Origin of the sequence: Limnofasciculus baicalensis BBK-W-15 (assembly GCF_024178385.1) — a bacterium.
In the GTDB taxonomy this organism is placed as follows: Bacteria; Cyanobacteriota; Cyanobacteriia; order Cyanobacteriales; family Coleofasciculaceae; genus Limnofasciculus; species Limnofasciculus baicalensis.
Map to the genome: position 1 here is coordinate 1 of NZ_JAMZMM010000017.1, position 20,810 is coordinate 20,810.

Sequence of the window (20,810 nt, forward strand, 5' to 3'; positions counted from 1 at the left end):
CTCAACCTCTCCCTAATATTTCCCCCCTAACCAACCAAACAACAAAAACCCTCTGCGCACCTCTGTGTAAACCTCTGCGCACCTCTGCGTTAAAAAAAATCCTCAAAAAACACCATGGAATTCAACTACACCTACCAAGGCAACACATCAGTCAACCAAAACGGCGCAAACACCCAAATGTCCTTCTCCCCCGACATCAAGCGCCCCCCCACATATTTTATCGGTGAATTGCGCCAAAACGTCGCCTTTCGCGAAGCAATCAGCGCCCTCCACGATGTAGTCATCTCGGACTTAAGATACCAACCCAAAGACAAAACCGCCTACCAAGAATGGCGTGCCAAACAAGAAGAAATCGACTGGCAACTCGTCGCATTCCAAAGAGAAGAATTAGCCGACAAAATCCAACCACTACAACAGGAGTTAAACCAATTAAACCAGAATAGTTATCAACGATTAGCCCCCTATTACAAAGCTAGGGGAGAATTCCAGCATTACGTTTGGCAAAAACAACTAGATTTCTATTTTGTCTTCGATCCCGTCATTACCGTACATCCAGATGAAGTATTTTTTGAATGTTTTAGTGTCGATGAATCCAGTTACGGGCGATTAGGTGCAAGTTACGAAGTATTCAAAAATATCAACGAATTCGCCTGCGGTACTACTAATGTAGATTATTCTGCTGCCCTTTACGACGAATTTCAGAAAATCCGCAGCTACAAAACTACCCAATTTCAAGTTGATCCCTCCGGATTTGAAGTCCAAACTACTAACGAGGAAGCCTATAAAGAAGTTAAAATAGATTTACCCGATAGTTGGGTAAGAGGTTTCCTGCAAGTTAGTTCCGCCATGTCATTACCCGCCACACAATTTGACTTGCATCCGATGGATATTCATAATATTTGTTTTATCCTGCGGCGGCATAAAGAAAAGAAAGGTCCCCGGAGTATGCGCTATCATTTGAAACCGGGGGAACCTGTCCGAATTATCTTTGATCCTTGGGGGACAGAAGTTATTTGTTATCGTTCTATTTATACTGGTTCTCAAGAACAAGAAATTCGCATTTGGGGCAGGCGGAGAATTCATATTCTGGAACGATTAATTCCTGTTGCTAAAAAGTTTACGGTTCACCTATTGGGAACGGGAATGCCCTCATTCTATGTAGCCGATCTAGGGGATATGTCTTTTACGTTAGGATTATCAGGATGGACTGCTAATGATTGGTCGCAATCTGGTAATTTTGATTTAATGGCTCCTCGTGGGGATGTGGATGAATGGACGCAGAAACTAATTTTTGATGCCCTGCGAGAAAATTGGTTGGAAAGTCCCGATAGTTTAGCCCAACGTTTGAATTTAAGTCGGACATCGGTATTGGGTGCTTTAGGTGCTTATACTCAAGCAGGAAAGGCAATTTACGACTTGAATAAGCAAGTTTATCGGGTGCGAGAATTAAGTCGCGAACCTTTACCAATGGAAAGGTTAAGATTTGCTAATGAACGGGAAGAAAAAGCCAATCTTTTGTTAGGTAAGAATGGGATAGAGATAACATCAATAACTAGCGATACCGCAGGTGCGATTGCATTACAAGGTTCGGTTCAGGATCAATGGACAACTTATAATCCATCCTTGACAGTTGATTCGGATGAGCGTATAATTAAAGCTACATGTACCTGTAATTGGTATCAACAAAATAAACTATATAAGGGACCTTGCGAGCATATTTTAGCCCTGCGAATGCAGTTTACTCGTCAGTCTCAGTAAATCGCGCGATTTTTTTATTTTTATCTTCAATATATAGCAACCGCCACAGCGGTTAGGACATAGAGGGATTGGTAGGGGTGTTAGCGTTAGCTTGGCGCTAGCCTAGCAAGAGGGCGATAACCTTGGCAACAAACCCTAAATATTTATATCCTCTTGCTTCACCCTCCCCTCACTATTGATGCCTTAACTGCCTTGTCTATTGCTATATCTCTTGCCATCATTTTAATGGTAACGGAGTTGTTGTGCTTTCATCACCGCTACTACTTTCATCCCATCTCCAATTGGCTGAAATCGGTTGTCTTTAGCAGTGGTTTCTGGATGATCGTAAATTTCAGCCAAACCAAGGCTGAGGAGAGTCAAGACAAGGGTTGTGGCAATTAGGTTGCGAGTAAAGGTTAAATTGAACATTACTTGAGGGGGTGCTAACTATTTATACTTAAAGAGTAAAATTCCCTTGATGATTGTAAGACTATCAGTATGCAACTAATTCAGTATGAATATCTAGGGCATGGGTAATTCTACGTCAGTAAGCGACTTTGGCAGGATGGGGAGTGGACAATCTGCTAAGTGGTACTGCGTAAATTAGTTTTACGGTTCCGGGATAATGAAAATACCATCCGATGATGGAGTTCTATTTTATAACGATCCGAGCTTTCCCGATCGGGGAAATAGATCTCTATAGTTAACAACAGGAGTGTAATTAATGTCAGTCACTATTGAAGTCGATCTTAAGGAAATTTTAGGTCAAATCAATCAAAAACTAGATAATCTTCAAAAAGATGTCACGGATATTAAATTAGGATTAAGTGAAGTTAAGAGTGAGGTTAAACGCCTTGATGATAGAATTGACAGCTTAGAGAAACGTCTCGATCAAAAAATTGATGGGTTGGAGAAAAACCTAGATAGCAAAATTGATGGATTAGGAAAACGACTGGAGAATCAAGAATTTGTCAGTCGAGGGATATTAGTCGCCTTAATCGTGGCGATTTTGGGGGGATTGGCGAAATTGTTTGGCTGGGTAGGAAATCCTTGAAATGAGAGAATGTACTTCCAGTTACTTACCTACCAGGGGTTGCGGATGCCTTTTCTCAATTTCAGCGATAGGTAATAATAAAGTATCTTCAATTTCTTGTCGTACAGATCGAGTTAAATTAGAAGTGCTATTCAAACAGTCTACTAATAATATAGTAGCATGGTGATACTCCTTGAGCAATTCCTTTTTATCTTCGGTAAATATCCAAGGTTTACCATTGTCTGAGAGAAGCGCTAAATCGGGATATGGATCGCGATTGCGATCGAGTTGAAGGGCACGTTTAAGGCTGCGATCCAGATTAAAAGCAAGATCGAGACTAAATTTAAGGAAACGCGCAAAGTAAAAACCCCGAACCGCTGCTGCTTTATAGGGAATTCCTTTCCCTGCTTTCTGTTTTATAGCGCCAATAAATCGCTGTAAGTACTCATCTAAAGCTAAGATGGCATCAACCTGTTGCTTGATTTCCCGTAGAAAATCATCTGGACTAGCCATCATGTCAGTCATTAGCAAAAAAACTTCACGCCAACGTTTTTCCGTGATGCGGAGGATTAATTTATCTGAAGTCTGCCGATTCCAACTAGAAAGAAATGCTTTGGCAGTAAAATACTCATGAAACGTCAAATGAGAGAAGGAATAAATTTTTCTGCTTCGTTCTACCAATAAACCATGTTGCGCCTCAATAGATTTTAACACCGCTTGGCTATCAAGTTCTAATCGATCAGGATCGCTGTTTATATGGGGTAATCTCCGCAAATAGTCTGCCATGTATTCCTGAATTTTGTCCTGTGCAAAAAAGTAATTCCCCTCCTCAAAAGTCAATAAAGCAATATGAGCGATTAACTTAATCTTATGTGGTAAATTCAAATCTCGATAAACTTCATCTCTTTTAATCCCTCTGTCTAGATCCCATTTAGTGAGGAGAATTTCCAATCCTTCTTCATATAGCTTGGCTTTGTGAGAAGGAAATTCTGCTTTAGCTTGGAAAACTAAACAACTTAAATTTAGCAATATTGGCGTAATAGCAATTTCCCGAATTGGCTGATTATCTTGCTGTTTCAGCTTTTCAAGAAACTTAATCGCCTTAGCTTTTCCTTCTTCTTTTTCAGATGGATTAGCAACTGCTACAAACCAATTTTTAGCAAACTTTTCAATTTGGGATTCGTTAAAATCTGCTGCCTCAACATATGTAAATTCTGGAAAGCTATACTCTTGAGCAGCAATTCGACAGGTGATGATAAATTGGTTTTTATAGTACTTGTTACAAAACCTGCGAATCTGTTTAACTACTTCATTGCTATCCTTTGTTGATACTTCATCTAAGCCATCTAGCAAAATTAATGATCTACCATACTTAACTATTTTCTCTGTTAACGATTCATCGGCAATATCGCAATTCTCTAATTCTCGACTAATGTAAGCCAATAAGCTGAAGTCTCTTGTCTCTCCAGCCTCCTCAGCAAAAGTCTTCAGTCGGATAAAAATTGGCACTCGATTCAATTGTAATTTACCTTGATTACACTGAATAGCTATATGCTGCAAAAAGGTACTTTTCCCAGATCCTGGTTTACCCAACACCATTAATTTACTATAATTGTCTATTGCCATCAGCCCTGACACTCGTTTTTCACATACCTTACTTAAACCAAAACGATCGAATTCATCTGTAGTTGGGTTATAGATTTGCGGTAAATCAGAACGTTCTAATCTTTGGTAGCTGGAGGGTTTCTCTAGAATGTTGACATCAACATAAAGGTCATTCAAATTAATTGGTGTGGGAACATCCAATATTCGCATAGTACCGCACTGTTCTTGAAGTTTTGAGTAACATTGCGATCTCATCCGGGGAACAATCTTAACAATTAATCTCAGGAAATCGAAATCTATGATTTTTGTACATTCGATGTTTAGTAGTGAAGATATTTTGGTAAAAACATTACGATCAACTGGCTCACCTGCGAAAAATTTATTGATTGGTTGATCGCTTAATTTACTATACTTAGCTAGTATCTGTAATTTCTTTTCAAAACTTAGAGCGTGATGCTGCTTTTCATATTCAAAATTGCTACAAACAATACTTATGTCAATTTCCAGTCGTTTCGATAGTAAATCGACTTGCTGTTGAATAGATAGATCATTAATTCTGACATATTTCCTAAACTCGTTTTCGAACAGCTCTTTCTGATCGTCTATATTAGAGGATATAGTCTGTTTGGCGGTCTGAATAATTATATCATCAGATTTACTTTCTTCCTTGTAATTATTTGTTGTATTATTACTTTTTATATGTTTCTCGACTAGATCTTTAAATAGTTCATTAAAAGCCTCACGTTCACGATCATTCTTTGCCTCAATTACTGATGGAACAATTTCTACCGCCTGTTTAACCAGTTCGAGTTTTTCCGAAGCCACCTGGAATAATTGCGCTCTTTCCATTAGTTCATCCAATTCAGAGTGTGAATTGGATGAACTTGAATACTCTGAAACCTCCTTCGCTCCCATTTCTATAAATTCATCATCCGTAGCACAGGCATCTTGCCTGTGGGGGGAAGTCACTAACTCATTTTCCTGCTCTACTTTTACACAATTGGTATCCACCCCTGAACCCTTAGTTTTATCGTATTCCAGAGTCAGGAAGCGAAGTAATTGGAAAGCCTTGCCCGTACCTTTACCATGGAAGCTGAATTTTTTATAAACTTCGGTGAGACGATAGTTAACTGTCTGTAATGAGATATGTAAATATGCTGCGATCTCATGATCCTCTTTGTCACTGCTAAACTTGCTTAAGAAAACAGCCGCTTGATCTGCGGAAAGTTCATATTTACCAGCCATCTTTCTCAGAAAATCGTGCCACAACATCTACTACTATCCCGATCGCGTCACCACCAGTCTACCTATAAAGATATCATTCAGAGGAATATCCCACCAATATTTAGAGTTATCTCTGGCAACTTAGAGTTATCTCTAAAATCAAGTTTATGGATAACTCTAAAAAAAGATTGCAATACTGAAGTCAGTTAAGCAATTGAGGTAATATCAATGGAAATTATTCTTCTCTGGCTTCTGGAAAAATCCTGCGAACAACTGCTAGAAGTGTTATTCACAAAACTGGTAGATTGGTTGCTGGAAAAGCACACCCAACAGAATCAGCCATCCCACCAATCCTCTGTAAAAAATTCATCAAGGGGAGAAATTGAGGCAGACAAGTAAACCGAGGAGTAAATGGAGAAAGTGCGATCGCATCTGACATCAGTTAAGCCGATCGCATTTTAGCCGAAACCAGAGTACGATTAACTTAGCTCTTGCTAACTCTGCGATCGCTTCTGTAAATTTATTACTCACAGGACTTAGGCAAAATCTGTGACTCAACTATATATACTAGTGTCCATTACATAACGCACCCTACAGATAGAGCGGGAGCATCTCCCCATCTCCCTATCCATCACCAAGTAAATTCCATTGACGGTTACAGCAATCTAGAGCTACAATCCAAAAAGAATGTAGAATCAAACATTCCGGCACTCTAAAAGCAACAAGCTTGTCATTGCCGCTCAATTACGCGCAGCGGTATTCGTTGGTAAACAGCCTTGCAATTCGGACGGTGGATCGCCGTTCATGCGCATAGCCAAAACACGCATCACTAGCCTGCTCTTGACTGTGCCTACCCACACCCTACCTGCTATTCCGGTTTGACTTTCTTAAAGTGAATGAAGCAGGTAGGGTGTGGGTAGGCTGGAGTTGAGCAGTCTAGTCCAGAGGGGTTTACGAAGGGGCAACCAACGAATAGCTGTGCGTTATTTTTTTATTGAAAAATAGGACTAAAAAACATAAAAATATTATCCCTTCTTTGTGTACCTTTCCGTCCCCCTTTGCGCTCTTTCCGTTAAAAAAATCCTATTGTATGAAATTGAGAAGCGCTATAGATATTGGACGAAATAAAACATGCCCTAGGAAGCAGATTTATGAGTTCATCCTTATGTCATTAAAAAATAACCGCATCCTCCCACTAATTACTCTATTAATATTAATAAATCCTCATCCTGTTTGGGGATCTACAAATGCTGGATCGAGATCGGTAAATTGCGATCGCAGTCAAGCCTCTTCAGTTAACCTCTCCCAAAACTATTCTACTATTAGTAGAGGGAAGTTTAATCCCTCGTCAAAATCACTAAATCGCCCTAAAACCGCTTCATTTAACCTCTCCCCCAACCCCTCTCCTAGTAGGAGAGGAGTATTTCTTCACTCCCTCCTTCCCTTAGAGGGAAGGGGGGTTGGGGGGGTTAGGTTTTCCTTATCTCAACACAATGAGAATCAAACCAAACTGCTCCTCAGCCAAATTTTCGCTCCCTCCATTAACGCATATTCAACTCGTCCATATCCAGAAATCGAGATTCCCAATGAATTTACAGATCCCCGACAAATACAATCCCAATTATTAGCAAAGATTGCCCTAAATTATGCAAAAATTGGACAACCAGACGTAGCTGAACAGATATTCTCAAAAGCAATATCCTTAGCAGAAACAATCAAGGCTGATGATAGTAAAACTTCAGCTTGGCAGGATATTGCTATCAATTTAGCTAAGGCAGGTAAACTGTCAGATGCCTTAAAACTAGTCCAAAGATTCAACTTTTCCCCTAACTTTAATCAATCCTGGTTATTAGGGAATATTGCGGTTGCATTGGCAGAGGATGGGCAGTTGTCAGAGGCATTGCAAATCGCGAAAAAAATTCCAGATACCTCTCAAGAAAATAGTGCATTAAACCAAATTGCTTACCAATTCACAGAAGCAGGGAAATTATCCGACGCTTTGGAGGTGGTGAAACTTCTCGACTCTAACTCAGATGCACTACAAGGAATTGCAGATAAATATGCTCGCATCGGAAAATTTGCCGAAGCACTGGAAATCGCCCAAAGGATTCAAGATGGAGGGAGCAAAAATAGAGCATTAGCTAATATTGCCACCAGCTATGGAAAAGCAAGAAAATTCTCTGATGGTTTACAAATTGCCCAAAAGATTGAGTATGAAGATCTAAAAAATTCGGCATTAACTAATATAGCCATCGATTTAGCAGTAGCCGGAAGAATGGCAGATGTTTTGCAACTAATACAAACTTTTGACAATTATTCAAAAAAAATAGCGGTGGTGGACATCGCTATTAAATTAGCAGAAATTGGTCAATTTTCAGAAGACTTGCCCATCGATCAAACCCTAACCGAGGATGATGAGAAAGGATATTTATTAGCTGCTGTGGTTACTAAATTAGCAGCCGCAGGAAACTTGGATGATGCAAGTAAAATTGCCCAAATAATTGAGATGGAATACTTCCAAGTTATTGCCTTGTCTGAGATATCCACTTATTATGAGCGAGGTGGAAAAAGAGAATTAGCTAAAAATATTTTAAAACAAGGATTCCAAATCGCAAATACAATTAAAAATCCCGAACATAAAGCAGAGACTTTTGGTATAATCGCAGCTAAATATATAGAAAATGGGCAAATAGAATTAAGCAAATCTATTCTCTCTCAATCCATAGAGATTGCCAGAAATATCCCCGAGCGAGAACAACAAGAATCATCATTATTTTTGATATCCAGTAACTTGGTAGAAGTGGGTGCAGTTTCAGAAGCATTACAAATTGCTAACAGCTTCAATGATGAAGTAAAACAGTTAGCAATAACTCAGATAGTATTCAAATTGATCGAAATAAAAGAGTACAGTCAAGCCTTAGACTTGGTAAGTCATCCAGAGACGGAGCATCTCAAACGAGAGGTAATGAGGAAGATTGGTTCCGATTTACTTAATTCGGGTGATGATAGAAAATTCGATCGACTATTAGAGTTGGCTGAAAATTCAGAGAATGATATTTTTAAAGAGTGGGGATTAGCGAATATAGCTGTAGAGTTAGCCGCAGCAGGAGAAAGAGAGCGAGGATTACAGATGGCTCAAACTCTCACCAATCAGGAAATGAAAGCATCAGCCTTGATTAAAATTGCTGAAAGTTACCGGAAATCGGGACAAAATGAGCGAATATCCGGTATCTTGAAGGAAGGTTGGGAAATAGTTGAATCGGCAATAATTGCCACAAAAAATAGCGAAAATTTATCCGCAAAAGCATCACTGCTGGGAAAAATTGCCGTCCAGTTTGCTGCCGCCGGAGAAATGGAAAAAAGTCAGGAACTTTTAACTCAAATATTGAAATTAATCCAACCGATACCAGATAGCTATCAAAAAGCAGACTTGTTGGGCGATATAGCTAGAGATTTAGGTTATGGCGGACAATTTACCCAAGCATTAGAATTAGCACAAAACATCAGCCGTGAACCTCAGAAATCTGAAGTATTAGCTATAATAGCAAGTACGATGGCAGCCGAATCGGGACAATTTGAACAAGTCTTGAGGGTAATCGCCACAATTCCCAACGATTCGCGGCGAGGGTTAATCTTCAGCAACATAGTTTTGGATGCGAAAAAACCGGAAGATTGCGATCGCATTTTACCCTTAGTTGAAACCATCACCGATAACTTCGCTAAAAACATAGCCTTGGGTGCTGTGGCTTCCTGTTTTACCCAAACTGGACAAACTTCCCGCTCTTTACAGATAGTAGAAACTATCTCTGAGCCAGATCCAAAAATTTGGGCATTGAGGGATGTTGCTACCAGTTTAGCCAAAGCCGGAAACAGCCAAGAAGCATTAAAAATTGCCCAAACTATTCCCGATGAATCAACTAAAACATCAACCGTAAGTCAGATAGCTTTTATCTTGGCACAAATGGGAAAACTAGATGAAGCCCTAGGAGTAGCTAAAACTATCTCAGAGCCTTCTGGTAAAGCCGACATTTTTAGTACTGTGGCTGTCAAGTTGGCGGAAAAAGGACAAGAATCACAAGCAACTTCGCTTTTTGCTCAAGCTTTGGAGTTAGCATCAACTATTTCAGATGACTATGACAAAGCTTATATGTTAAGGAGGATAAGCTTTACTTTAGCCGAAGCCAAAAAATTCGACCAGGCTCTCAAAGTAGCAGAAACTATTTCCAATCCTACACTGAAAGATGAGGTATTGAGCTACACTGCCATCAAGTTAGGAGAATCAGGCGACGTTAAGAAAGCGATAGAGGTGGTAAAAACTATTTCAGATACCTCTCAAAAAATTTGGCCATTAACTAAATTTCCCGCTCAAATTGTTGCCGGAGGTGAAACAGCCCAAGCTGAGTCTATTCTCACCCAAATCGGTAATTTGCTCCAAGGCACTCCTGATGATTTGGTGAAGGTTATAAATTTACATAATCTGGCGATTGCTTGGGTAAAAATAGGCAATACTGACACGGCTGTAGAGCTAGCTCAAAGTATGTCCTTTAAGTCTGACAAATTTGACACACTAGGTGGCATAGCTTACGAGTTAACCTTGGCAGGAAAATTGGATGGAGCAATGAAGGTAGTCGAAACTATTACCGATGATTCTGGAAAATTCAAGGTGTTAATTCAAATTGCTCAAGCCTTAATTGAAAACGAACACAAAGAGCAAGCTATTAAAATTTTAGATCGAGCAGTTGCGATCGCAAATCGGATATAATCGGTACGGAGACATAAAAAAAATATCATAAATTTGTAGGGCAGGCATCTTGCCTGCCAATAAGAAAATGGCAGCGAAAACCAGAAGTTATCAAGAATACTTAATTGAGTCGCTCAAAGAGCCTTCAGAAGCAGCTTTATATCTCTGGGCAATTTTACAAGAAGAAAATCCTGAGTCAAACTTGTTACCTTTGGCACTTAGAGATGTTGCTGAGGCATTGGGAGAAGTCAATCTCTCTCCAGAGGAAGCCAAGCTACATTTGGATAAACTGGATGAATTGATGAAGAAAGGTGGAGTTGAAACAATTTATGGTTTGTTAAATTGGCTAAAAACATTAGGATTGATCCTGACTGTTGTTGTCGATGAAGATGCTGAAGATCATCTCAACAAGATACCTAATGCTTCTGAAGTAACAGTGTAGTCGTAATTGGGTAAATTTTCGACCATAAATTCGTCTATGCCGCCGATTCAAACCATTAAATAAAGAGAGAAAAAATGCACAAACTTCTAGAATTACGCAACGAAAAGCTACTGAGACAAGCCCTAACTCACCGTTCTTATGTCAACGAAAATCCAGAATTTGGTGGAGATAATAATGAACGATTAGAATTCTTAGGTGATGCCTTACTAACTTTTTTAAGTGGCGAATATCTCTATCAGCGTTATCCCCAAATGGAAGAAGATGAAATGACTCGGCGGCGCTCGGCATTAGTAGATGAAAAACAGCTAGCCAGATTTGGAAATGAGATAGGTGTAGATTTAAGAATGCGGTTAGGGAAAGGCGCAATCAGAGAAGGAGGTTTCACTAATCCTAATTTGATTAGTAGCACCTTTGAAGCCGTTGTTGCTGCTTACTATCTGGACAACCATTCTGACATTAATGCACTCCGCCCTCATCTCCAAGCCCTATTTGATTCTGTACCTGATAATATTGTAGTATCTCGCTCTGATGTAGATGCCAAAAATCGATTTCAACAATGGGTACTAGCAAACACAGGGACAAATCCCCCTAAATATGTCACAATCCAATCAGGTGGATTGTCTCATGCCCCAGAATTTCTGGCTAAAGTATTTGTGGGTGACAAAGAGTACGGAGAAGGTAGGGGGCACAGCAAAAAAGAGGCGGAGAAACGTGCGGCTGTTGATGCCCTAGCCAAACTGAAAAAATCTGGGCTAGAGTAGAGATGGCAAAAAAAGGATGAAGGATGAAGGATGAAGGATGAAGGATGAAAAACTATAGTAAAAACTAGAACTATCGATTCATCTACAGCGGATTAGTTATTATTGTTGAGCCATCTAGCGACACTGTTTATTTTGGTAAACTTTGATCGGGTAAACCCTAAAATCGAAAATTCCTATGTCTGAGCAACCACTTACTCGCCAAGAATTATACGATCGCATTCGCCAAGTTGGTAGAGAGGAATTCATCCTGGAAGAGATGATTCGCTACGGATTTTGGCCAGCCCAAGGGGAAATGCCAGAAGATCCCACTGATGAAATTCGCCGTCGTGGAGAATTGCAACAGGAATTAGGTAAACTCCGTGCCGAAAATCGGGTGCTTCACAATGAGGAAGCATTGAGGAAGCAGTTACTTCAAGAAAGACTGGCTGCCTCGCGGCTAAAACGTCAGGAAACTAAGGAAAGACGAGAAAAAGAAAGACAACAACGTGCTGAAGCTTGGCGAGAGAAAAAAGAACAAGAAATTTCCTATCTCGGCGAAGGTGTATCGGGGGGATTAAACTATACCGATTGCAATGAGGAAAGGTTACAAAGTTACGGCTTACCTGTATGTGGAAAAACTGAACAAATTGCCACAACAATGGGAATTACAGTTGGACAACTACGCTTTCTTGCATTTTCCCGTAAAACTTCCACAATTTCCCATTATATCCGTTTTAAAATACCCAAAAAGACAGGTGGAGAACGCCTAATTTCTGCGCCTATGCCTCGAATGAAAAATGCACAACATTGGATTCTCGTGAATATATTAGAAAAACTAGAACTCCACGATACTGCTCACGGATTTCGGCGCGATCGCTCTATAGTAAGTAATGCCCAACCCCATGTCCGTAGCGATGTTATTATTAACTTTGATTTAAAAGATTTTTTTCCTTCCATTTCTTACAAAAGAGTGAAGGGACTTTTCCATTCCTTCGGCTATTCTGAAGCTGCGGCAACTATTTTTGGTTTACTATGTACTGAACCAGAAATTACCGAAGTGGAGCTAGATGGTAAAAGTTATTATATCGCAATGAGCGATCGCCATCTTCCCCAAGGTTCACCCGCTAGCCCTGCTATTACTAATTTACTCTGTCGCCGCCTCGATCGCCGATTGTCTCAAATGGCAGAAAATCTCGGGTTTGTTTACACCCGTTACGCCGATGACTTGACCTTTTCTGCTTCTGGAGATAGTCTCAGGCATATCTGTAATATCCTCAGACGTACTGAGTCAATTGTCACCCATGAAGGATTTACTATTAATCAAGAAAAAACCAGAATTCTGCGTAAAAATCGCCAACAAGAAGTTACTGGAGTAGTAGTTAACGAGCGTCCCACTATTGCCAAAAAAGATCTAAAACGCTTTCGTGCCACTCTTTATCAAATTGAAAAAGATGGTCCAGAAGGAAAGCGATGGGGAAATTCTGATGATGCGATCGCATCAATTCAAGGTTATGCTAATTTTGTCGCTATGGTGAATCCGGAAAAAGGGGCTGAGTTTCAGGAACAAGTGCAAAGAATAAAAGAACAATACCGTTTTTCGTAGTATCTAGCATGGAAATTAACGCTCCTATCAACCTACAGGATCTGAATTTTTAGTTTATAAATCAGCTCTTAATCAATCACATATAACAACAAACTGTATACTGGCATACAGTTTGTTGTGGTTTGCTATGAATAATTAAACTTAGGGATCTTGAAGCTTATTGTGTGGTAAAAGGAATTGTTACCTAGACTCATACAATGGTAACTTTATATCAAATAAATCTTAATTCCTAGTAGTGAACCCATGCCAAAAGTTGTCTCAATTCATTCATATCGAGGTGGAACAGGCAAATCTAACTTTACCGCGAACCTGGCAACAACCGTTGCTATGCAAGGAAATAGAGTTGGTGTAGTCGATACCGATGTTCCTTCCCCTGGCATTCACAATCTGTTTTGCCTGGAACCAGAAAACATGAACAAAACCCTCAATAACTACCTTTGGGGTGAAAGCCCTATTGAAGACGCTGCCTATGATGTCAGTGATAATGTAGGGCTGACAGGCGATAGCAAGATTTTTTTAGTTCCTTCTAGCGTCAAAGCAGACGATATTGCCCGAATTCTGAAAGATGGATATGATGTCAGTTTGCTCCATGATGGATTTCGTAAGTTGGTGAAAGCTCTCCAACTTGATTATCTATTCATCGATACCCACCCAGGTTTGTCTAAAGAAACCTTCCTTTCTATTGCCATCTCCCATGTTTTGGTTTTGATTCTCCGTCCCGATAAACAGGATTACCAAGGTACAGCAGTAACTATTGATGTGGCAAAGCAATTAAAGGTACGGAAGATGCTGCTAGCTGTGAACAAGGTATTGACCAAAGTTAATTTTGATCTATTGCGACAAAAAGTAGAAGAAACTTACGATATCCCAGTAGCAGGAATTTTTCCTTTATCAGAAGATCTTGTCCAACTGGCTAGTGAAGGGGTGTTTTGTGTTAAGTACCCAGATCATCTAGTTAGTAAAGAATTTAGAAAGGTGGCCGATCAGATTATGGCTTAATCTTTGGTTAAGTGATATAACCATAGTCAGATAGATTAGGACACTACTTATCTACAACTCTCCATCTATTAGAAACAATGGGTTTTGTCCCATTGTCATAACAGAAACAATGGGATCAAACCCATTGCTTCAAGACAATTATTACAACAGTATTGGCGACTGCCATAACTGATTACTGATGAATATTCATTTCAAGTCCCCTACCCAAAAGAGCAAAGTATGATAGAAAAAATGGTAGAAAAAACGAAAAGAACGACTTGACATCACTAAGTTATACAGGTAGGGAATTGGATATTAATCTACCAGTGTTCCTGTCAGAGAAAGCAACGGGAAATCGCAACCGCGCGATCGCATATTTAATGCTAAACTTTGGCATGATTAGTGAAAAAATTGATGAGACTCTCGATCTCTATTTTCAGCAATGTTCTATTATGGTCAATGCTCGTGATTTAGCGATGATGGCAGCAACTCTGGCTAACGGTGGTGTTAACCCAATCACAGGGGAGCGTGCGATTGATGAGCATTATGTTCAGGATGTCTTGAGTGTGATGCTCACCTGTGGTATGTATGATTCATCTGGTGAGTGGGCTTATCGAGTGGGAATCCCTGCTAAAAGTGGAGTAGGAGGTGGTATTACCGCCGCAGTACCAGGAAAATTGGGGATTGGCACTTTTTCACCACCTCTAGATGCTAAGGGAAATAGTGTCCGAGGAATTAAGGTGTGCAAGCAAATATCTAGAGATTTTGGCTTACATCTGTTTAATGTTGCTAAATCTGAACATGATTTAAAAGCTTGGATTGAGGGGGATGAGTTGATTGATAATTGGTAATTAAGAGGAAGCTATTTTTCACAAAAATCTTAATACGTGAATCCTTTCTCCTGACTGGATCTAAACTAATCCTTAAACAGGGTGCTTATTTTATTAGTAAAATGAGAAAAAACAACCTCAATGTTCACTATTGATATTACTATGAACCTCAACTCTGCCATTATAAAAATCTGTGAATCTACTGACTGGCACTATGGAGAAGTCTGGCTTCCTGAAGAGGATGATACCATTCTAAATCTGAGTGATTTTCGGTGCATAAGCCCCCAGAATTCCTCTGAGAGGTTAGCTTGGGAACAATTTTGGGAGTGCAGTAAAGAGTTTATCTTGAGTCCAGGTGAAGGGTTACCAGGGCGAGTTTGGGTATCCCAAAAACCTGAATGGATTTCTGATGTCTCAGTCGAGTCAGAAACTTATTTTTTGCGCAATAAAATTGCTCAAGCATTTGGTGTAAAAACTGCTTTGGGCATACCGATAATTGCCAATCATCGTGTCGAATCAGTATTGGTATTTTTTATGTTAGAATCTCGATCGAGAGATGAAAATATAATTAAATTAGTATTCACAATAATTACCAACCAATTAAGCCAGGATTAAATTTCAAATGATCGGATTGAACCGCATCAGTATTAAATCCAAACTCCAAATTATGCTACTAACTGTTAGCCTCTGCTCCATTATGGTGGTTGGCTATTTGGGTTGGAGTTGGGCCAGGGCTGCACTCAAAGAGACGATCTTCAATCAGTTAACTAGCGTTCGTTCATCCAAAGCATCCCAAGTAGAATCTTACTTCAATAACCTCCGCAATCATGTTGAGACTCTTTGTGAAGATCGCATGGTAGTTGAGGCAATGATGGAATTTAATCAGGCTTTTAAGGAACTTGATAGTCAGTCGATTCCACCTGATTGGGATATCGCTACTGCTAATTATTACAAAAATGAGTTTTTCCCCAGACTATCTAAAACTATTACAGGAGAACCTAACTTTACTACCTATAGACCAATCAGTACAGCCGCCCGATATCTCCAATATCAATATATTGCTAAAAATCCCTATCCCGTTGGCAAAAAAGACCAACTGGTAACTGGGGGAGATGAGAGTAATTACAGTAAAGTTCATAGTAAATATCACGCAATTTTCCGCAATTTAATTAAAAAATTTGGTTACTATGATTTATTTTTGATAGATATCAAAAGCAATGATATTGTTTACACAGTCTATAAAGAAACTGATTTTGGCATCAATCTAGAACAGGGGATAAATAGGGACAGCAATCTGGCAAAAGTAGTGGAAGCAGTCAGGAAAAATCCAGACAGAGGTGCCATCCAAATAGTGGACTTCCAACTATACCGTCCCTCCTATATGGCACCTGCGGCTTTCATTGCGGCTCCTATCTATAACCAGTCAAACTTAGTAGGAATTCTCGCAATTCAATTACCAGTAGATCAAATCAATAATGTCCTGACTGGCAACGGAAACTGGAAAAGAGATGGACTAGGGAATACTGGAGAAACCTACATGGTAGGAGCAGATTTGCTCATGCGTTCTCTTTCGAGATTTTTAATCGAAGATTCCCAAGGATATAAATCATTATTGAAGTCTACTGGCACAGAATTGAGGAATATTCAATTAATCAATCAGCTCAATACCTCAATTATTTTACAAAAGATAAATACCGAAGCAGCCAGAGATGCAACTAAGGGGATAGCGGGAACAAAAATAGTTGAAGATTATCAGAATAAAACTGTTCTCAGTTCCTACTCACCCCTGAAGATTGAAGGGCTGAATTGGGGGATTATTGCGCAGATGGATTTGTCAGAAGCCTATCAGCCAATCTATAAACTCCAACGATATTTTTTAATCGCCACTGCGATTCTTTCCCTAATAATTGCTTATCTAGCTAATATCGTTGTCGGAAAATTTGTCAAACCAATCGCGGTGATGATTGAGTTTTCCCGTCAATCAGATCCTGAACCATCACCAGATTTTAAAGCAATCCTACAGTCTCCCGCTGAGTTAGGTCAACTAGCACATATTATCCGTAATATGACTCAGGAAAAGCAAAAACAAACAGAATTTTTAGCACAAAAAGAGCGCGAAAATGAAGCACTACTATTAAACATGCTCCCCAGTACAGTAGTAGAAAGGATTAAAAAGGGTGAAACCAAAATTGCAGATCGCATCCAACAAGTTACAGTAATGGTAGCTACCATTTTTGGTGTAACTCAACTTGCTGAAGAAAGAGATGTAGCAGAAGTAGCAGATCTATTTAATCAGGCAATAGACGCTTTAGATGAAGCTGCCGAGCGCTTCGATGTGGAAAAATTAAAAATAGTAGGGGATCGTTATATTGCTGTCTGTGGATTAACAAAACAGCGTTTGGAGCATACCAAGGGGATGATGGACTTTGCTTTAGAAGCAACAAATATTCTCCAACAATTTAATAATCGCCACGGAGTTTGGTTTAGTTTTGGTGCTGGAATTCATACGGGTGCCGTGATGGGAGGGATTATTGGTAAGAAAAAGTTTAGTTACGAACTTTGGGGGGAAACGTGGACAATCGCTAACCAATTGCATGAGCAAACTCAAACTAATAGAATTCGGATTTCCCAAGCAGTATACGATCAGATCCACGAATTTTATGCTTTTGAAAAAGATCAAGATATTAGAGTTGACAAAAAAGGCAAATTACCCACTTGGGTAATGAAAAAGGGAGGATTGCAAGATCTGATCGAGCAAATTTCCGTAGGTATAGATAACGATGATTGGGGATAAATCTCTAGCCGTAGGGTGCGTTACGGTATGGTAACGCACCATGTAAATTCGATGTAATCAGCGTTTCCTGTAGGGTGGGCACTCCCCCTTAGAACTTAAAAAGCTTATTATTACGTTAGTGGGGAGTGCCCACCCTACTTCAGCTATAAGCTACGATTTCGATATGATCGGGATATAAAAATGAACCAATCAACATTAATCTGGGGACTGATTTTAATTCTAGGATTCCCACTTTTTAGCGTTACTATTGGAGAAATAATTGAACATTTGCAACGGAAAGGAAACCCATTAGCGAGATTTTTACACAATATCCGCACTTGGTTGTTACCTCCTTTAGCTATCCTGCTCTTGATGCAGCACCTCTTAGGAATTAAATCATCCGATCTATCTTTCCAAGTTGTAGAGACTGCTCTTGGGCTTGCCACTATTTACACATTAATTTCTCTTATCAACGCAATATTAACAACCAGCAATAGAAAAATATCTTGGCAAATTCACGTTCCTAATTTATTATTTCAATTTGCTCGTAGTCTGGTTATTATCAGCATCATTGCTTACGTGCTTGCCAATGTCTGGAATGTCAATTTAAGTAAAGTAGTACAAGCATTGGGAGTGGGTTCATTGGTGATAGCGCTAGCACTCCAAGATACTCTCAGTAACCTTGTCTCTGGATTTCTCCTAATTTTTGAGTCTCCTTTAAAAGTAGGTGATTGGGTAAAATTTAAGGATTTAGAAGGAGAAGTCGTAGAAATTAACTGGCGTGCTGCCCGTTTAAAAACTCGAAACCAAGGTATTGTGATCGTACCCAATGGTATTTTAGCCAAGGATATTATTTACAATTACACAATGTTAGATCAAATCCATGCGGATCGAGTTTATATAAGTTTCTGGCGAGAAGATTCTCCCAATCGCATTCAACAAATGCTTAAAAATACAGCCTTAGCCACTAAGGGGATTATCTCTCAACCGCCACCGGATGTCAGGCTAATATCTTTTGACGGTTACGCTACTAAATATGAAGTCATGTTTTATATAAATGACTTTGCTCGATTAGAATTTATTCGCAATGATTTTATGACTTGCGTTCATCATGCAGCTAGACGCAATGGTTTAAATATTGCCGTACCAACTAATCGGGAATTCAGACTTGATGGTGGTCCTGTGCCGAAGGAAGAGCCTAAACAGAAAATTATGGAATCTTTGCAAACAATTCCCTATTTTAGGAGTCTGGAAAGATCAATTCTCGAACAACTCACACAGAGAGCTAATTTGGAAGGATTTGCCATTGGGGAGCAGATTGTGAGGGAGGGAGATTTTGATACTGGATTTTACATTATCCTTAATGGTAGCGTTCGGCTTTCAGCCATGGATCTGCAAAATCGAGAGCAAGAAGTTGTTCGCCTATCTAAGGATGATTTCTTTGGCGAAATGGTATTTTGGCGAGGGGAGCCTAGTCATGTATCTGTTACGGTTATCGAAGATTTAAAAACAATTCGGATTGCGCCAGATGCTGTGAGCGATTTGGCTCATCAAAATCATCGGTTCGCGTTAGAAATGAACCAGTTTGTCGAACAACGGAGAAAAGCGACTCAATTAGCTATTGGCACTAACAATTTAGCCAACCTAGATACAATTCTACAGGAGAGAGGAAGCCATCCATTTATTCAGCAGCTTATGGATCTTTCTGATAATTAGGCAATCGTAAATAATTAAAGGTATGTAGTAAGCGCTTACTACGAGCCAATTTTAAATTTTTAACAAAGGTACGCAAAATAATCCCAATTTCTATTGATATCGTTTAATCGGAATTGTAATTCTAAACTCACTCCCTTCTCCTAATTCTGAAACACACTCTAACGAGCCATGATGCTTTTCAGTGACAATCTGGTAACTAATAGCTAATCCTATCCCTGTTCCGGTTCCTATCGGTTTAGTCGTAAAGAAGGGTTCAAATATCCGTTTTTGAATCTCCACAGGAATGCCACATCCATTATCGGAAATACGAATTTTAACCCAATCGCTATCTAAAACTTCTGTCTGAATTGCGATGGAGGGAGTAAAGATTTTCTGACTATTAATGGCTTGCTCTAGTCCATCAATAGCATTAGTTATGATATTCATGAAAACCTGGTTTAGCCGCCCACCATAGCATTCTACCAAAGGTAGGTTACCATAGTTTTTAATAATTTCAATGCCAGGACGATCTGGATATTCTTTGATCCTATGTCCCAGAATCATCAAGGTGCTATCAATTCCCTGATGAATATCAACTAATTTCATTTTAGAATCATCAGTGCGAGAGAAGAGCCGCAAAGAAAGGACAATTTCTTGCAGGCGTTGAACTCCCACTTCCATTGAGTGGAGTAGTTTTGGCAAGTCATCACTCAAATAATCTAGCTCAATTTCTTCAATTTCGGATATAATTTCTGGGACGGGATTGGGGTAGTATTCTTGATATAGTTGGATGAGGTTTAGTAAGTTTTTAGTATATTCGATAGCATGGATAATATTGCCACCAATAAAGTTGACAGGATTATTGATTTCGTGGGCAACACCTGCGACAAGTTGACCCAATGCAGACATTTTTTCACTTTGAATCAAGTGAGTTTGGGCTTTTTGTAGCTCCTTAAGTGTTTCCTGAAGCTTCATCTCGGCTTCCCTATGTTCCGTGACTTCATTCATCAATTGAACCTGGGTATTTCTGAGTGCCAAATGAACGTTGACACGAGCGAGAACTTCCTCTATCTGAATTGGTTTTGTAATGTAGTCTACTGCTCCCATTTGTAAACCTTTGACTTTGCTTTCTATATCAGAGAGAACAGTCATAAAAATTACTGGGATATCTTTGCTCTTTTCATCTGCTTTCAGCCTGCGGCAAGTTTCAAAACCATCCATTCCAGGCATCATTACATCTAGTAAAATCAGATCTGGCTGAATTAAATGTAATTTTTCTAGTGCTAATTCACCACTTTTGACAACCGAAACATTGAATCCCACCCCGCGCAAAAGATCGAACAATAACCGGATATTATTTGGGGTATCATCGACGACAAGAATAGAGTTTTTTTGAGGATTTATCATCG

General features: G+C 39.5%; 14 protein-coding genes and 1 pseudogene. 12 read left to right on the forward strand and 3 right to left on the reverse strand.

Annotation, left to right across the window (positions count from 1 at the left end; genetic code table 11):
• Nucleotides 1–114 precede the first annotated feature (114 nt).
• Complete coding sequence (locus tag NJ959_RS03280) at nucleotides 115–1,758, forward strand: SWIM zinc finger family protein (protein WP_254010318.1); 1,644 nt, start codon at nucleotides 115–117, stop codon at nucleotides 1,756–1,758.
• 222 nt (nucleotides 1,759–1,980) lie between these two features.
• Here NJ959_RS03280 and NJ959_RS03285 read toward each other — a convergent pair whose 3' ends face one another.
• On the reverse strand, nucleotides 1,981–2,166 hold the full coding sequence (locus NJ959_RS03285) for a hypothetical protein (RefSeq protein ID WP_254010319.1): 186 nt from the start codon (nucleotides 2,164–2,166) through the stop codon (nucleotides 1,981–1,983).
• Between the two features lie 295 nt (nucleotides 2,167–2,461).
• Here NJ959_RS03285 and NJ959_RS03290 point away from each other — a divergent pair, with 295 nt between their 5' ends.
• Nucleotides 2,462–2,791: a coiled-coil domain-containing protein gene (locus tag NJ959_RS03290; RefSeq protein WP_254010320.1), complete on the forward strand. Its 330-nt coding sequence runs from the start codon at nucleotides 2,462–2,464 to the stop codon at nucleotides 2,789–2,791.
• A gap of 21 nt (nucleotides 2,792–2,812) precedes the next feature.
• On the opposite strand, the gene NJ959_RS03295 is transcribed toward NJ959_RS03290, so the two are convergent.
• The gene (locus tag NJ959_RS03295) at nucleotides 2,813–5,647 is read right to left on the reverse strand and encodes an NACHT domain-containing protein (protein WP_254010321.1); all 2,835 of its coding nucleotides are present in this window, start codon (nucleotides 5,645–5,647) and stop codon (nucleotides 2,813–2,815) included.
• A 180-nt stretch (nucleotides 5,648–5,827) separates the two neighbouring features.
• Between NJ959_RS03295 and NJ959_RS03300 the strand changes: the two genes are divergently transcribed.
• The 10 genes and pseudogenes from NJ959_RS03300 to NJ959_RS03345 all read left to right on the forward strand — a co-directional run bounded on the left by NJ959_RS03300 (nucleotide 5,828) and on the right by NJ959_RS03345 (nucleotide 19,422).
• Nucleotides 5,828–5,998, forward strand: coding sequence for a hypothetical protein (locus tag NJ959_RS03300; RefSeq protein ID WP_254010322.1), 171 nt, complete (start codon nucleotides 5,828–5,830; stop codon nucleotides 5,996–5,998).
• Nucleotides 5,999–6,764: 766 nt separating this feature from the next.
• Nucleotides 6,765–10,361, forward strand: a complete 3,597-nt coding sequence (locus NJ959_RS03305; protein ID WP_254010323.1) for a tetratricopeptide repeat protein — start codon at nucleotides 6,765–6,767, stop codon at nucleotides 10,359–10,361.
• A 67-nt stretch (nucleotides 10,362–10,428) separates the two neighbouring features.
• Nucleotides 10,429–10,782 carry a helix-turn-helix domain-containing transcriptional regulator gene (locus NJ959_RS03310; protein WP_254010324.1) on the forward strand — a complete coding sequence of 118 codons (354 nt, stop codon included), beginning with the start codon at nucleotides 10,429–10,431 and terminating at the stop codon, nucleotides 10,780–10,782.
• 74 nt (nucleotides 10,783–10,856) lie between these two features.
• On the forward strand, nucleotides 10,857–11,543 hold the full coding sequence (rnc, locus tag NJ959_RS03315; protein ID WP_254010325.1) for a ribonuclease III: 687 nt from the start codon (nucleotides 10,857–10,859) through the stop codon (nucleotides 11,541–11,543).
• Between the two features lie 175 nt (nucleotides 11,544–11,718).
• Entirely contained in the window at nucleotides 11,719–13,125 is a 1,407-nt protein-coding gene (locus NJ959_RS03320) for a reverse transcriptase family protein (RefSeq protein WP_254010326.1), read from the forward strand.
• A gap of 243 nt (nucleotides 13,126–13,368) precedes the next feature.
• Nucleotides 13,369–14,124, forward strand: a complete 756-nt coding sequence (locus NJ959_RS03325) for a MinD/ParA family ATP-binding protein (RefSeq protein WP_254010327.1) — start codon at nucleotides 13,369–13,371, stop codon at nucleotides 14,122–14,124.
• A gap of 272 nt (nucleotides 14,125–14,396) precedes the next feature.
• Nucleotides 14,397–14,954, forward strand: a pseudogene (locus NJ959_RS03330) (glutaminase); the annotation flags it as partial.
• Nucleotides 14,955–15,074: 120 nt separating this feature from the next.
• Entirely contained in the window at nucleotides 15,075–15,548 is a 474-nt protein-coding gene (locus NJ959_RS03335; RefSeq protein WP_254010329.1) for a GAF domain-containing protein, read from the forward strand.
• 7 nt (nucleotides 15,549–15,555) lie between these two features.
• Nucleotides 15,556–17,727 carry an adenylate/guanylate cyclase domain-containing protein gene (locus NJ959_RS03340; protein ID WP_254010330.1) on the forward strand — a complete coding sequence of 724 codons (2,172 nt, stop codon included), beginning with the start codon at nucleotides 15,556–15,558 and terminating at the stop codon, nucleotides 17,725–17,727.
• Nucleotides 17,728–17,907: 180 nt separating this feature from the next.
• Nucleotides 17,908–19,422, forward strand: a complete 1,515-nt coding sequence (locus NJ959_RS03345) for a mechanosensitive ion channel family protein (RefSeq protein WP_254010331.1) — start codon at nucleotides 17,908–17,910, stop codon at nucleotides 19,420–19,422.
• Nucleotides 19,423–19,512: 90 nt separating this feature from the next.
• Here NJ959_RS03345 and NJ959_RS03350 read toward each other — a convergent pair whose 3' ends face one another.
• A complete protein-coding gene (locus NJ959_RS03350) occupies nucleotides 19,513–20,808 on the reverse strand; it encodes a hybrid sensor histidine kinase/response regulator (protein ID WP_254010332.1) in 1,296 nt (431 codons plus the stop codon).
• Nucleotides 20,809–20,810: the final 2 nt, after the last annotated feature.

Excerpts from the sequence above, each read along its gene's own strand:
- NJ959_RS03300 (WP_254010322.1), top strand. The coding sequence starts at position 5,828 with ATGGAAATTATTCTTCTCTGGCTTCTGGAAAAATCCTGCGAACAACTG.
- rnc (WP_254010325.1), top strand. The coding sequence starts at position 10,857 with ATGCACAAACTTCTAGAATTACGCAACGAAAAGCTACTGAGACAAGCC.
- NJ959_RS03340 (WP_254010330.1), top strand. The coding sequence starts at position 15,556 with ATGATCGGATTGAACCGCATCAGTATTAAATCCAAACTCCAAATTATG.
- NJ959_RS03295 (WP_254010321.1), bottom strand. The coding sequence starts at position 5,647 with ATGTTGTGGCACGATTTTCTGAGAAAGATGGCTGGTAAATATGAACTT.
- NJ959_RS03350 (WP_254010332.1), bottom strand. The coding sequence starts at position 20,808 with ATGATAAATCCTCAAAAAAACTCTATTCTTGTCGTCGATGATACCCCA.
- NJ959_RS03305 (WP_254010323.1), top strand. The coding sequence starts at position 6,765 with ATGTCATTAAAAAATAACCGCATCCTCCCACTAATTACTCTATTAATA.
- NJ959_RS03285 (WP_254010319.1), bottom strand. The coding sequence starts at position 2,166 with ATGTTCAATTTAACCTTTACTCGCAACCTAATTGCCACAACCCTTGTC.
- NJ959_RS03280 (WP_254010318.1), top strand. The coding sequence starts at position 115 with ATGGAATTCAACTACACCTACCAAGGCAACACATCAGTCAACCAAAAC.
- NJ959_RS03310 (WP_254010324.1), top strand. The coding sequence starts at position 10,429 with ATGGCAGCGAAAACCAGAAGTTATCAAGAATACTTAATTGAGTCGCTC.
- NJ959_RS03335 (WP_254010329.1), top strand. The coding sequence starts at position 15,075 with ATGTTCACTATTGATATTACTATGAACCTCAACTCTGCCATTATAAAA.
- NJ959_RS03345 (WP_254010331.1), top strand. The coding sequence starts at position 17,908 with ATGAACCAATCAACATTAATCTGGGGACTGATTTTAATTCTAGGATTC.
- NJ959_RS03290 (WP_254010320.1), top strand. The coding sequence starts at position 2,462 with ATGTCAGTCACTATTGAAGTCGATCTTAAGGAAATTTTAGGTCAAATC.
- NJ959_RS03320 (WP_254010326.1), top strand. The coding sequence starts at position 11,719 with ATGTCTGAGCAACCACTTACTCGCCAAGAATTATACGATCGCATTCGC.
- NJ959_RS03325 (WP_254010327.1), top strand. The coding sequence starts at position 13,369 with ATGCCAAAAGTTGTCTCAATTCATTCATATCGAGGTGGAACAGGCAAA.